We start from the raw sequence: 12,921 nt of genomic DNA on the forward strand, positions 1-12,921 counted from the left end.
CTCGCACATTTCGACAGCGGTCTATGCCCAATGTCTCCGACATGCATCGCGGCTGGCTCGAACTGGTCGACACCGACGGCCCCTTCCTCGCGATCGCACCACTCAAACGAGTATGGCCTCAGGGCATGCCCGCCCTCGACGACGAACGCAAAGAAGCGCTGCAATACGCCCGCAAGGACTTCGAAACCGCCTGGGAAGCTGCAGACCGCACCACCGGCGGGGATGACACGGCCGACGACGCGTATCGCATCGCCCGTGACAAATGGGTCGAAACCGTCCTGCGCGACGTGGCCGGCTGGGCCGAATTCCTGTCCTGGGGACCCGTCGCCGGGATCGCGGCTCAATCACCAAACCGGGCGGTCACCGTCGGCGCCGACGCAGCCCTGCTGGGTCCCGACGGCGCTATCGGTGCCCTGGTGTCGGTGATCGATCCGGTCGACTCGCTGCGTCAAGTCCCCTCCGACCTGTGGGCTGCAACCCCGATCGACCGGATGGAAGCGCTGCTGCGCGACAACGATATTCCGATCGGAATCGTCACCGACGGACGCTGGTGGGCATTGGTGTGCGCACGGCCGGGCGCCATGACAGCCTCCGGAGCCGTGGATGCGCTGACCTGGGTGGAGGAACCCCGCACCCGTGATGCCTTCCTTGCGCTGATCTCGCGTCAGCACATCATTGGAGGCAACCCCAGCGAGCGACTGCCGCTGCTATTCGAGGAGTCGGTTGCCGCCGCCGAGGAAATCACCGAAGCCCTGGGTGCGCAGGTGCGCAATGCGGTCGAACTGCTGATCCAGTCTTTCTCCGAATCCGCCCGTGATGCCGGTCAGCGCGGCGAACCCAACCCGCTGCCCGTCGACACCCACCAAAGCTATGAGGCCGCGGTGACGATCATGATGCGCATCGTGTTCCTGCTCTTCGCTGAGGAACGCGGCCTGCTGCCGTCGGGGGAGCTATTCGAGCAGGGCTACGGGATTTCCCGCGAATTGAACCGGTTGCAAGCCCGACAAGACGACGACAGTGAAGAAGCCCTCGATGCCACTTCGCTGACCTGGCACAGACTGCTCGCGACGAGCCAGGCGCTCTACGGAGGAGCATCCTTCGAGAATATGCGGGTGCCCGCCTATGGCGGCTCCCTGTTCGACCCGGCCCGATTCCCGTTCCTGAGCGCACTCACCGTGAACGGAACGCTGGCAATCACCGTGTCCGACCGAGTGATGTTGCACGCTCTGCGCTCGGTGCAGCAGGCCGTCCTCAAAGGAGGTGAGGCACGTCGAATCTCTTTCCGCGACATCGACGTCGAACAGATCGGCTACATCTACGAAGGCCTCCTCGGTTACACAGCCGTCACCGTCATTGAGACCTATCTCGGACTCCAGGGAACTCGCGGCGAGGAACCCGAGATCACGCTTGCCGACCTGGAACGGTTCGCCGCGGCCAACATCACCCCGAAGAAGCTGGCCGAGGCGGTCCGCACGCACATCGAGGACGATCAACCCTCTGCCAAACCCCAGTCGGCCGCTGCGATTGCCAAAGGCATTGGTGCCCAGATAGATCCGAGTGTGATCAGCGGCCTGGCGCAAGCAGTCGGCGATGATCCAGCCTTGCGCGAACGCGTGCTTCCCTGGCTCGGAGTGATACGCCAAGATCTGCGGAGCCGCCCGTTCGTGGTGCTCGCCGGCGGGCTGATGGTCAAAGAAACCCCCTCGCGTAAGAACGCGGGAGCGCACTACACCCCTAAGTCGCTTGCCAAAGAAGTCGTCCTGCACGCTTTGCAACCGCTGTGCTACGCCCCCGGCCCCTACCAGACGGCCGATGAATCACAATGGAAACTCAAGCCGTCAGATGACTTGCTGAGCCTGAAGGTCGCCGACATTGCCTGCGGCTCAGGTGCATTCCTCGTATCGGCGGCAAGCTATCTCGCCGACAGGGTGATCGAAGCATGGACCTCTGAGGATTCCGCCAATACCCACCGCACCGACCTCCACCGGCGGGCCATCCGAGAGGTCGTTGCCAACTGTCTCTACGGCGCAGACATCAACGATATGGCCGTGGAAATGTGCAAACTCTCGCTATGGCTGGTGTCCCTGGACCGCGACCTGCCCTTCTCCTTCGTCGACGACAAAATCTTCCTCGGCAACTCGTTACTTGGATTGACCGATCGCAGACAGCTCCGCAAGCTGCACATCGATCCTTCGCGCGTTCCGGCCGGCGAGATGTTTGACATCTTCGAGGTCGACATCGACGCCATCATCCAAAAGGCGGCGGAACTGCGGCGCCGATTGGCTTCCGAGATCGACGAGAACGACCCTGCCCGTAATAGCGCCGCCAAACGTCGCCAGCTGGCTCAACTGCGTGAACTCACAACTGATCTGCGGACAATCGCTGATGGTGTTGTTGCGGCTGGTCTTCCGCTTGGTGGGAAGTCAGGCAAGGCGCTCGACGAGGCCTACGAGAACCTGCGGATCGCAGTCAAGGCCGCGCACCCCGAATCCGTGCAACCCAACTCGACGATGCTTGATGCAATTATCGATACCGGCCTGAGGCCGACCGTGCCGACCGACTATCGGCGGTGGCTTCCCAACCACTGGATCATCGAAGCGCCCGACGTGATCGTCGATCGAGGCGGATTCGACGCGATCATCGGGAACCCGCCGTTTCTAGGTGGCAAGAAGATTTCTGGGGCGCTTGGCTCCGACCTCCGTGAATGGCTCGTCAACGTGCTCGCCGATGGGGTTACGGGGCACGCTGACCAGGTGGCCTATTTCTTCCTGCGCGCGCAATCACTACTGGCCACCCACGGAACCATTGGCTTGATCGCCACCAACACCATCGCCCAGGGTGACACCCGCCAGGTCGGGCTCGACCAGATGGTTGAAAGCGGATTCACCATCACCCGTGCCATTCAAAGCCGATCCTGGCCGGTCGCCAGCGCGGCGCTTGAGTACGCCGCCGTGTGGGGAACTGTCGGACCGGTAGCCGCCCGTGTGCCCTATATCAGTGACGACATCGCGGTTAAACGAATCTCCACACTCCTGGAGCCGGAAGGACGAGTCACTGGTAACCCGCTGCGGCTCAGGGAAAATGCCGATATCTCGTTCATCGGGTGCTTCGTGCTGGGAATGGGATTCGTTCTCGAACCCGACAACGCGCAGGAATGGATTGCGGAGGATCCACGCAATGCCGAGGTCCTTTTTCCCTACCTCGGCGGCGAGGATGTGAACCAGCGCCCCGACTGTTCAGCCTCACGGTGGGTCATCGACTTCAACGACGCATCGCTGGAGACGGCGTCTCGGTGGAAGCTGCCTTTCGAGCGCGTCAAGAGTCTCGTGTACCCAGAGCGCCAGAAAGGGAATCGTAAGGCGCACCGTGAACGATGGTGGCAATACGGCGACAAACGGCCGGCTCTACGGAAGGCGACCGCTGGTCTCGACGAGGTGCTCGTCATTGTGTTGCATAGCAAACATGTGATGCCAATGCGGGCCCCGACAGGGCAGGTTTTCAGCCACGGTCTCGGTGTGTTCGCCACGGAATCGTGCGCCGATGAGGCGGTGCTGTCATCATCACCCCATCAGCTGTGGGCAATCACCTACGGCTCAACCCTTGAGACGCGGGTTCGTTATACGCCGTCGGACGTGTTTGAAACCTTCCCACGCCCAACAGGATCCGACTGGCTTGAACAGATCGGCCGAACCCTCGACGAGGAGCGCCGACAGATAATGCTGCGACGCAGCCTCGGCTTGACGAGCCTCTATAACTTCCTCAACAACCCTGAGATCACCGACGCCTCGGACCCGGACATCGCCCGCATGCGTGCTATTCACGTCGAACTCGACGGGGCAGTGATGGATGCGTACGGCTGGTCGGATGTGGTTCTTGACCACGATTTCCATACTTACCGGCAGATGCAGCGTTGGACCGTAAGTCCGGCGGCGCGGGTGGAGATTCTGGACCGGCTCTTGGAGGAGAATCACCGACGTTCTGCCGAGGAGGAAGGCAAGCAAACAGGCAAACCGAAAAACAAGAGCAGGCCTGGCAAGAACGTGTCAGATGAGCAAGGGACACTGCTGTAGTGACCAACACCACGGAGAGGCCGAGGGAACCGGTCTCGGCCTACGAATTGACGTACGAGCCGGACAGTTCGTCGTTCACGGTCCGGGAGAACTTGGTCGACATTCTTGAGCGAGAGCTGCTCGGCCCGATCCACGGAGCAGATGAGCTGTTGCCGTTCAGCCCACGTTCGCAGTACTTGGTCGGGCACATCGCGCCGGTGCGGCTCACCGGTGCCACGGCAACAGGCGACGACACGGGGGACACTGCTGAGCGCGGCGAACTGGCTGAGGCTCGGGCCGACGAGAACGCGGCGACGGAGGGGCGGGGTATTCCGGCTTTCGCGGCCGACGAGGACGAAGCCGATGCCAACGACGATGATGCCGAGGATCGAGCACCCAAGCAGGGCTTGATGATTCCCTCGTCAATGGGTCTGCGATTCCAAGTGCCGCCAGACTTGGAGGCGTTCATCGTCACGGCTTCGTGGGGGACCTACGAGTCGGTGCAGACCGACAAGGTCACCAAAGCAGGACGGCCGATCCGTAACTTCCAACGCATCCCCATCGAAGAACCTCGCACCATTCGCCTTGCCGACCTGATCTCGGGTCAGATGACGACAATCCCGCTGCGCGACACCATCTGCCTACGGGTGGATCGCTACGACGACCCGGCGTGTGACCGTCTGCTCATCGAGATCGCGCTCTGCAATGACCGCGAGACACCGATGCCGATCCCGATCGGGATGTGGATGTTCCAGACGAAGCTCCATATTGACGCCGCGGGAGCGGAGGCCTTCCTACCGGTGTGCGATGTGCTCGAGCAGAACTTCCCGGAGCATGACCTTGAGGTGCAGCGGCTAAACCTGCAGTACCGCAACCGCCTTGAATATGCGATCGGTCGGACCTGCTCGGTGGGCTGGACAGTCAAGAGGGAGTCCCGCCGCGCCACTGCGGTGTGGACCACGTGGCTGCCGGTGGCCGAGACACCGCAAACGCAAGCGCGCGATGTGGAGAATGCACTGCTTTCTATGGACGCGCTGGCGACCGCCACCGCAGGAAGCGTCCGCGCCGGACTGCAGCCGCTCATCGGCGGTTACGGGGACTGGCTCGACACGCAGGAGACAGCAGTCACGCAACTGCCGGACCATCTGCGTGACACCGCGGACTTGGCGCTGCTGGAAGGCCGCCGCGCTCACAAGCGACTGCAAGACGGGCTGGATCACGTGGTCGCCGACGCCGAGGCGTTGCGTTGCTTTCAGTTCATGAACGGTGTGATGCGCGATCAGCGCATCGCCTCCCAGGTTGCCGCGCTACGGGCATCGGATCCCTCCTTAACGATCTCAGATGCGCAAAGCACGGTGGCAGAAGCGGGCGCAAAGGCTGCATCCTGGCGGCCGTTCCAGCTCGCGTTCATCTTGATGCAGCTCGCTGCGTTGACTGACCCGGCGGCGCCGCTGCGTAGCGCCGAGCACCTCGCCCGAGTCGAGTTGTTGTTCTTCCCGACCGGTGGTGGTAAGACCGAGGCTTATCTTGGACTGGCCGCGTACACGTTCGCGACCCGCCGTCGCCAGGGCGTCGTCGACTCCGCTGATGAGCCGTTGGATGGCCGCGACGGTGTAGCAGTACTGATGCGCTACACGTTGCGACTGCTGACCGCCCAGCAGTTCCAGCGCGCGACCGCGTTGGTGTGCGCGGCCGAGCTGGCGCGTCAAGCCGACGAGACCACTTGGGGCAGCGAACCATTCCGGATCGGGCTGTGGGTCGGCACCGACGTTAGCCCGAAACGCTTCGAGGAAGCCGACGAGCAGCTGACCAAGGCCAACGAGTACGGGTCACATCGGCTGACCGTCCTCCAGGTCCAGCGCTGTCCGTGGTGTGGCACCCCGATCACCGCCGCCCAGGTCAAGGCTGATGCTACGGCGCGGCGGGTGTTCGTCTACTGCGGCGACGATCTCGCGCGCTGCCCGTTTGCCAAAGGCGGTCAGGTCAGCGAGGGCCTTCCGATCCTGACTGTGGACGAGGAAATCTACCGGCTGACACCGGCATTCGTCATCGCTACCGTCGATAAGTTCGCTCGCCTGGCCCGCGAAGGCGAAGCCGCGGCGCTGTTCGGCTACGTCGGGCGGCGCTGCGCCCGCCACGGCTACGTCCACCCCGACTACGCGGCGTGCAACATCTCCACTTCGCATCCCGCTGTGCCCGGATACCCCACGGCCACCGTGCACCCGGTGAGTCGGCTGAGGCCACCGGACCTGATCATCCAGGACGAACTGCACTTGATCACCGGGGCGCTGGGCACCTCGGTCGGCCTGTTCGAAGTTGCGGTAGAAACTCTCGCCTCCTGGGAGCGGCCCGACGGCACGCCGGTGCGGCCGCTGATCGTCGCATCCACCGCGACAGTCCGGAACGCGCAGGAACAGGTGCGCGGCCTGTACGGCCGTCGCGTCGAAATCTTTCCCCCGCAGGTGCTCGATGTCGCTGACACCTACTTCTCCAAGGAAATTCCCATCACCAAAACGAAACCGGGACGCCGGTATATCGGGGTCAGTGCGCAGGGGGTTCGCTTGGCCGCCGCGGAAATCCGGATCGCCGAGGTACTGCTATCGGCCGGTCAGTTGCTGTTGGACCGCAGCGGACTCGCCGCCGACCCCTATATGACCCTGGTTGGGTATTTCAACGCCACCCGTGAGCTGGCGGGCATGACCCGCTATCTGGGCGATGACGTGCAGAACCGGGTCAAGCGGCCCCGCAAGGATTCTGGGTTCCCGCCGCGTCTTGGAACCGATTACGGATTCCTCAACAAGGGCGAGCTCACCGGACGGATGGCCTCATCGAAGATCGGTGAGACGTTGGACCGGCTGGGGTTGGACTTCGATCCTGACTTTGATTCCACCTCCGCGTTCCACGCTCGGATGGCCGCCCAGAAGGACGGCAAGAAGGTGCCTGCCAGAAAGGTCCCCCCGTTCGACGTGGTGCTCGCGACTTCGATGCTGCAAGTCGGCGTCGACGTGCAGCGACTCGGGCTGATGCTCGTGGTCGGTCAACCGAAGAACACCGCGGAGTACATTCAGGCCTCGTCTCGTGTCGGCCGTGACGCGGAACGTCCGGGTTTGGTTGTGGCTCTGGGTAATTGGGCGCGTCCCCGCGATCTGGCGCACTATGAACAATTCCGCCACTACCATGAGACGTTCTACTCCCAGGTGGAGGCGTTGTCGGTGACGCCATATTCGCCGACGTCGCTGGATCGCGGACTCGACGGGCTGTTGGTCAGCGTCGCCCGGGTGATTCAGGCGCTTCTCGCCGATGGGTTGTCGCAGGAGCGCAATGCGTGGCGGATCAAGGAGTATCGCCCAGTGGTCGAGCGGGTCGCCGCGCGTCTCAAGGCGCGGATCTCGGCGGCGGCGCAGGATGAGGCGGCGGTGAAGTACGCCAGTGACCGGTTGGTGAACCGAATCGACCGGTGGGTGGATACGGCCAACCGCGCCAGCGACGCGCACAAGACGCTGGTCTATGAGCGCACCGGAGAAGGGGACAAGTACGAGCCGTTGATGAGGAGCCCGGAGAATGCCAGGGCTGATGCGGGGTCGTCTAGCCAGGCGCCGTTCGTCGTGGCGAACTCGATGCGGGAAGTGCAGCCGGAGATCAACATTCTGGTGAGTCCCATTCCCGACCGCCTGTTCGCCCGGCTTCCTGACGGTGCACCGCGGTGGACCCTTCCAGCGGGGGATGAGGACTGATGACCGATACGACTGACGCGGTGATGCTGCACGATCCCGGGGAAACGCTGGATCCGCTTGCTGACGCCGAAGACGCGGTGGTGAAGAACCGTGCGAAGGTCGGCTCGTCTCGGCCTTCGTCGCTGCTGTACACCTACGGGCCGGGCGCAATCATGGACCTACCGGGCTTCTCGGTGATGCCCGCAGGCCTAGACGACTGGGAACCCATCTGGAAACGACGGGACAAGATCCCGTCGATCATCGAGCCCCGGCTGCTCAATGTCATCCGCATGCACCTCGGCAGCCAGGTGGACGCGCTACGGCCCTACCCCTGGCAGCCCAAGCTGAACTCCTTCGCCAAAGAGGGCGCCGACTTGGGCATTCCGGCCCGAGTATTCCCACAGTGGCTGCGCTGCACCGGATGTGACTACCTCGGGCCACTGCCGCGGTTCAGCTACACCAACACCCACCCGTTCCGCCCCGACCTGGCGCAGTTCACACACAAGAGCTGTCCCGGGCGCGGCGTCCAGCGTGCGGGTGCGAAGACAGGGCGGCGGGAGAGCCCCGCGGTGCCCGCGCAACACCTGTTGACATGTTCCAACGGTCACCTCGACGAATTCCCGTACGAACTGTGGGCGCACCGCGGGCGGCCGTGTGCCAAGGCGGAGCGGCCCGACTTGAAGATGCGCGAAGCCAACGTCGGCAAGAGCGTCGGATCGATGATCGCGTGCACGCAATGTGGGACCACCCGCGGCATGGCGGAGGCGCAAGGATCGGTCGGCCGCGACAAGTTACCCCAGACCTGCCGAGGGCGTCACCCGCATTTGAACGCCTTCGACAAGGAATGCGGCGCCCAACCGACGTTGATCATGATGGGAGCGTCGAACTTGTGGTTCGCCTCAACGCAATCGATCATTGTCATGCCGCGCACCGACGCCGAGAAGGCCGAGGCCCTCGGTGACCTACTCCGGCTGGAACTCGGCGTCGATACGGTCAAACAGTTCGCCGAACAAGTCGATGTCATCCGCACGATGGCGGGTCTGAAGAACATCGACCTGGCCGGTGTCTCCAACGCGGGCCTGTTCACTGCGATCGCCGATGCGTTGTCGCCGCCGGAGTCCGAGGAGGAGCGTGAGAAGAAGCGCGACGACTGGGATCCGGTGGAATTATTGGTCCCGGAATGGCAGTACCTACAGAAGCCGGCGTTGTTTCCGTCGCAGAAGAACACCACCGGACTGATGGTGACCGACATGGCTCGCGGCCCTGAGCTTCCGGATCGGATCAGCCGGGTCGTCGCGGTCAATCAAATGAAGAAGGTTAACGCCTTCATCGGGTTCACCCGGCTCGATGAGATGGATCGTGTCAACGATTTACCCGGCCGGTTGGTCAAACTGACCCGGGGTGGCAAGCCGACATGGGTACCCGCGACCGAAGACCGCGGTGAGGGGGTTTTCCTGCAGCTCAATCTCGATGCGGTCGAAGCCTGGGAGAACATCGTCTACACCACGCCACTGTGGGCGGCGCACCGTGCCGCTAGTCGTCGCAACTTCCTCCGCCGGTTTTCTGAAACCGCGAAGGTCGTGGACCCTGCCACCAGGCTCCCTGCGCCCCGATACTGGCTGCTGCACACCCTGTCTCACGTGTTGATCCGTGAGATGGCAATGTCGTGCGGCTACGGTGCGGCCAGCCTGACCGAGCGGATCTACGGCTGGCCCGCCTCTGCCCACCGCGAGGGTGCGGCCGGGCTACTGATCTGCACCACCGCCTCAGACAGCGAAGGCACCCTCGGAGGTCTGGTCGCGCTGTCCGAGCCTTCTCGCCTGCAAGGATTGGTGATCTCAGCGCTTCGGCGAGCTGGTCGTTGCTCCTCAGATCCGTTGTGCGCGATGCGGACTCCCAGCGATCCGGAAGACTTCCTGCATGGAGCGGCGTGCCACTGCTGCACCTTCGCCTCGGAAACATCCTGTGAGAGGGCCAATCGGTTCCTCGATCGCAGATTCCTGCTCACCCTTCCCAGCGCGCACGGCGAACCGGTGCCAGGGTTCTTCGGGAGCCCTGATGTCCGATGATCCGCTGAAACAGCTGGGGGAGTACCTGACAGCAACCGAGGCTGAAAGCCTGGCAGTGCTCATCGGCGCCGGCGAGCACACCACGCACGCACTCGTATCAGTAAGCCCCGCTCGGCGCGACAGAGTCGCAAACCTGTTGAAGACGGCCGGAATCGGACACTCCGAACCAGCACTGTCAGTAGCGGTGCTTCGCGGAATCGCTGGAGCCAAGTCGGCGCATCGCGACCTCACACCGGTCTGGACGATGCCCGGGAACGAAGCGACGACCGGACACCTCACAAACCAGTTTCATGATGTGGTTGCCGCCGCCCGCTCCTCGGTTACCTGTGCCACCTACAACTTCTCGCCCACGTCGAATATGTGGGATGCACTCAAGGCGGCGTCCGAAGAGCCGGAGGTCGTCGTGTGCGTCTACGTTGACGCCGCAAAAGGTGACTCCACCGGCGTGAAAGCACGGCTTCCCCGGGCCACTGTGTATCGCTCCGCCCGCCTGGCCAACGGACAGTCGATTGTCAGTCACACCAAGTTCATCGTCGTAGACCATGAGATCGTCTTGCTAACAAGCGCAAACTTCTCCTACAACGCCGAGAATCGAAACATCGAGTTCGGTCTGGTTATTCGCGACAGCGGCCTTGCAGCATCGGTCGAGTCGACGATGGCCAGCAAGCGCGGGACTTTGTATTCGCTTGCCTAGCAACGGGTTCAGTGTATCGATGTGCGTTCATTCTTCGGTGGCGACACTCGTTGACTCGCGGTGGATTCGAAATCTACTCGAACTCCGAGGGACCCAAGGGGTGCGGCCTCGATCTCACGTTCGTTAGGGGACTTTGGTTGCTACTTGTAGTTGTTCAGTGGTTGTGAGTAAAGCGGCCGTTTCGTGCAGCCGTGACTATTTGTGAGATGTGGCGGCCAAGTACCTCCGCTTCATCGAGCGACATATCCAGATAGAAGCCGCTTTCTGGCATCTCGCCGAAAGGATAGATGGAAATGTAAGCGGGTCGTTCTCGCCCGCTTTCTCCACGCGCTGGCGCTGACGATTCGACGACGGGCAGTCGATCCTCGGAAATGTGATATGCGCTGAGATACATGTTGGTGAGAATATTCGCCTCGTTGGAGAGGCATACACTTTCGTTGAATTTGTTTCGGGAGAATGGCCGGCCTCAAGCGAAACGGGTTACCTCTGTACTAATCCCGCGGTCGGCGCGCTACTTGTGGGAATGTCGATTCGAGCAGGTCGATCAGCTCCCGAGCGATGTCCTCATCGATCTGAATTGTTTGACTGCTCTTCGGCTTTGACTGGCGGTAGTCGGATCCGAAGGTGCTCAGATGCAGTAGACGTGTGCCGTCGGGTTGGTTGATCACGTTGTAGAAGCAGTCGACTTCGGTTTCGTGAGCGCGAATCGCCTGGTTACCTTGCGCGAGCGTGCGGACGCGTGCCATTTCGCAACACTAGCCGTGTCGCAGGTCGTGGCTAGCTCGACTCTTCGGTGTCACTCGCGTTCTCCTGGCGCCGCACCTTGCTCTTGTTCCGCGCCCGACCGAAGAACTCGGTGATTCGATCGATGCCGTCGCTCGCGGCGCCAAGCGCGAGCGTCGCTGCGTCACCTGCGGCCTCCAGGCCTTTCGCAGCCGTGTTACCGACGAGATCGACTGCAGCGCCAGCCCCTTCGCGTGCCGTCGGCGCTCTGAACTCAGTCCACTCATGCAGGTGTGCGCGTCGCGCCTTCGCGAACTGATCGAGATCCTGACGCAATGCCGGCAGGCTGCGTTCCAGGTTCTGCACCGACCAGAAGCGCAAACCGTCGATTGCCTCGGTCGTTGCGACAGCCTCAACCATTTCCCTGGCGCGCTGGAACAAGGCGTCATCCTCGATCAGCTGTCGGGCAAGTAGGTCGCGTGCGTCGTCGAGAACCTGTTGAAGATGGTCGGGCTGTGTGGATTCGACTCTGGCAATCCGTAGCCGCTGCCACTTGAATAAGGATTCCTGTGCGACTACCAGCAGGCTGAGCGTCTCACCAAGCTGGTTGCTCTCGACTGCGTTGACGATGAACTCAGCGCGATCCTGGATGGGCTTGGTCGGGTCGAATGATCGCAGGGTCCGGTCGGCATGATGACGAAGCTGTTCGACGGTGCGATTCAACGATGGTCCGATACTGGCGATTGCGTCCCAGTCCGCATCGGAGAACGAGCCGTGCCGATCCAGGTAGGCGACCATCCGGTCGATGGTGACGCGATCACCCAGCACGTCGCCGGAACGATTGGCATGAGCCAGGCGCAAAACCTCCTCGACCTTGCCCTCGACGCGCCGGACTGATTCCTCGACCTCGGCGATCGCTGATTTCAGTGCCATCTGCACAGCAACCATCTGCAGCGACATCATGCGTGTCGGGGTGAGGTTGGCGTTCTTCCATTGCAGCTGGCTAACGAACTTCTTATCCGCGCCGCGCGTCATCATGCGAAAAAAACCGTCGGTACCCGGGATCAGCTGACCCTTCTGAATCGCTTTGACGCTTTCTGGGTGCAACTGGACGAACTTGGCCGTCTGCCCAAGGAACGATGCCGCGCCCGCCGCGAGCCCCGTCGCGTTGCCGAGGGCGGCCTTGTCCACGCCGACGACGTCGATCGCGTAACCCGCCACACCGCGGATCCGCTCGATGTACGCCTCGATCTCCGTGGGATCGCCCGCGACCAGAAGCCCTTCGGACTGCACGGAAATCGCGATCTCGCCGTCTTGTTGAGCTGCTGCGGGCAACGTGTCGGACGCCCTCTCGATGGGCGCCGGTGCTACCGGGTCGAGATCGCCAGCCAACTGGGCCTCCTTTTGCTCGCGCTGAGAAGTCTAGGCGACGAAGCGTTGACCGGGGTGTGGCTTCCACCTGCGCGAGCAAGCGGATCCCGGGCTTTGTCGGTGCCCTCTGTCATCCTGGTCGGCTCGCCTCCGCGGGCATTAGAACCCGACGGACGGAACTCCAGAATGACCGACTACGAGGCATCGGCACCCAGCCCAGCGCTAGCTACGCTAATCTTCGATTCGACGATGCCCGGCAAACTAACGTTCACGATAATAGCTGGGGGTCATCTTCGAATGGC

General features: G+C 62.5%; 7 protein-coding genes. 4 read left to right on the forward strand and 3 right to left on the reverse strand.

Going from position 1 to position 12,921, the window contains the following annotated elements; all coding sequences use genetic code 11:
- Window positions 1–23 precede the first annotated feature (23 nt).
- The 4 genes from HNP02_RS20090 to drmC are packed head-to-tail and all read left to right on the forward strand — an operon-like array spanning window position 24 to window position 10,525.
- A complete protein-coding gene (locus HNP02_RS20090) occupies window positions 24–4,070 on the forward strand; it encodes a DNA methyltransferase (RefSeq protein ID WP_255506729.1) in 4,047 nt (1,348 codons plus the stop codon).
- Window positions 4,070–7,783, forward strand: a complete 3,714-nt coding sequence (gene drmA / locus HNP02_RS20095; protein WP_184441800.1) for a DISARM system helicase DrmA — start codon at window positions 4,070–4,072, stop codon at window positions 7,781–7,783. The genes HNP02_RS20090 and drmA overlap by 1 nt, the downstream gene beginning before the upstream one ends.
- Window positions 7,783–9,831, forward strand: a complete 2,049-nt coding sequence (gene drmB / locus HNP02_RS20100; RefSeq protein ID WP_184441802.1) for a DUF1998 domain-containing protein — start codon at window positions 7,783–7,785, stop codon at window positions 9,829–9,831. Before drmA ends, drmB begins: the two co-directional genes overlap by 1 nt.
- Window positions 9,821–10,525: a DISARM system phospholipase D-like protein DrmC gene (gene drmC / locus HNP02_RS20105; protein ID WP_184441804.1), complete on the forward strand. Its 705-nt coding sequence runs from the start codon at window positions 9,821–9,823 to the stop codon at window positions 10,523–10,525. Before drmB ends, drmC begins: the two co-directional genes overlap by 11 nt.
- A 154-nt stretch (window positions 10,526–10,679) precedes the next feature.
- Here the strand turns inward: drmC and HNP02_RS20110 are convergent, their stop codons facing one another.
- The 3 genes from HNP02_RS20110 to HNP02_RS20120 form a co-directional block, all read right to left on the reverse strand.
- The gene (locus HNP02_RS20110) at window positions 10,680–10,919 is read right to left on the reverse strand and encodes a hypothetical protein (RefSeq protein WP_184441806.1); all 240 of its coding nucleotides are present in this window, start codon (window positions 10,917–10,919) and stop codon (window positions 10,680–10,682) included.
- A gap of 97 nt (window positions 10,920–11,016) precedes the next feature.
- Complete coding sequence (locus HNP02_RS20115) at window positions 11,017–11,271, reverse strand: hypothetical protein (RefSeq protein ID WP_184441808.1); 255 nt, start codon at window positions 11,269–11,271, stop codon at window positions 11,017–11,019.
- Window positions 11,272–11,302: 31 nt separating this feature from the next.
- Window positions 11,303–12,469 (reverse strand): hypothetical protein, encoded by a 1,167-nt coding sequence (locus tag HNP02_RS20120; RefSeq protein WP_309241637.1) that lies wholly within the window; start codon window positions 12,467–12,469, stop codon window positions 11,303–11,305.
- Window positions 12,470–12,921: the final 452 nt, after the last annotated feature.

The organism is Mycobacterium sp. AZCC_0083, assembly GCF_014202335.1.
GTDB lineage: Bacteria > Actinomycetota > Actinomycetes > Mycobacteriales > Mycobacteriaceae > Mycobacterium.

Coding starts and splice junctions, on each gene's coding strand:
- HNP02_RS20090 (WP_255506729.1), top strand. CDS start 24: ATGCCCAATGTCTCCGACATGCATCGCGGCTGGCTCGAACTGGTCGAC.
- drmB (WP_184441802.1), top strand. CDS start 7,783: ATGACCGATACGACTGACGCGGTGATGCTGCACGATCCCGGGGAAACG.
- drmC (WP_184441804.1), top strand. CDS start 9,821: ATGTCCGATGATCCGCTGAAACAGCTGGGGGAGTACCTGACAGCAACC.
- HNP02_RS20110 (WP_184441806.1), bottom strand. CDS start 10,919: ATGTATCTCAGCGCATATCACATTTCCGAGGATCGACTGCCCGTCGTC.
- HNP02_RS20115 (WP_184441808.1), bottom strand. CDS start 11,271: ATGGCACGCGTCCGCACGCTCGCGCAAGGTAACCAGGCGATTCGCGCT.